This is a genomic window from Streptomyces sp. NPDC002130 (genome assembly GCF_040296465.1).
In the GTDB taxonomy this organism is placed as follows: Bacteria; Actinomycetota; Actinomycetes; order Streptomycetales; family Streptomycetaceae; genus Streptomyces.
The window spans coordinates 1-1,067 of record NZ_JBEOXI010001216.1 but is presented as its reverse complement, the minus strand read 5'-3'; the positions used below and the strand labels follow the sequence as shown (position 1 = coordinate 1,067).

General features: G+C 60.4%; 2 protein-coding genes. One reads left to right on the top strand and one right to left on the bottom strand.

Features of this window, described 5'->3' with window-relative positions; translation table 11 throughout:
• A partial coding sequence (locus ABT116_RS49735; protein WP_351648349.1) for a TauD/TfdA dioxygenase family protein occupies positions 1-454 on the bottom strand: 454 nt, incomplete at its 3' end.
• 174 nt (positions 455-628) lie between these two features.
• On the opposite strand from ABT116_RS49735, the gene ABT116_RS49730 reads away from it, so the two are divergent.
• Positions 629-1,067: MerR family transcriptional regulator (locus ABT116_RS49730; protein WP_351648347.1), on the top strand; the 439-nt coding region annotated here is incomplete at its 3' end.

Sequence of the window (1,067 nt, the reverse complement as noted above, 5' to 3'; positions counted from 1 at the left end):
GGAAACTGGGGGTCATTCCTCCGATGTATATCGGACGCCGAGGACGATACGACGGCGTGCAGACGTTGATCCCATCCTTGGCCAGCGTCGTGACATCGACGTCCGTCTGCCCGGGCTGCGTGTACTTGAAGAACGGATGCTGTTCCAGATCGCCCCAACGCTCGGCAAATGCTCGATGTTCCGCTCGGTCGAGGTCCTGATCCCGAAAGAAGAGGACTTTCCATTCCAGGAGAGCTCGGCGGAGTTCCGCAATCACGGCATCGGACAGGCCCCCGCTGAGTCGAATACCGGAGATTTCCGCTCCGATCGTCGGCGCGACCGCCTTGACTGCAAAGTGTTCGTACGGCGCCGGAACTACCGACTCGGGATTCCGGCGAGCAACGAGTGGACCGTAGGCAGCAAGCGGATCGGTGGGGATCGGAAAGATTGTTGCCGCAGGAAAAAGGGTAGCCATCAGGGCACTTCCTCGGAATCGACAATGTCGTAACGGACGGTATCCACGTTAAGGTTTCATCCTTAATGTGTCAACGGTCACGTTCCCCGGTCGAACCTTGACCCTGACGCCGCGTCAGGGTTGGAGAATGGTTTCCACAGACGGAATCCGATTCGATCACGGGAGGGCAAGGCGATGATGACCATCGGCGAGCTGGCCAAATTGGCCGGCACCACCGTCAGATCCGTGCGCTACTACCACTCGAACGGCCTTCTCGAAGAACCACAACGCCAACCCAACGGCTACCGCATGTACCGCGCGGTGGACCTGGCACGACTGAGCCGCATCCGCCGCCTGCGCGATCTGGGGATTCCTGTCGCCAAGATCGCCGAACTCCTCGACGGCGACGCTCACGACACCCGGTCCGCACTCGATGCCCTCGACAAGGACTTGGCAACAAAGGCCGAACAGATCGCTGTTCAGCGTGCTCACATCGAGTCGCTACGCCGAAACGCCGACCCTGAACTACCCGACGCGTTTTCGGAAGTGCTCGCACAGTACGTCGTTGCCGGTGCGCCGACAGCGTGGATCGACAACGAGCGTGAACTTCTGATCCTCGCACTCACGGTCTCCG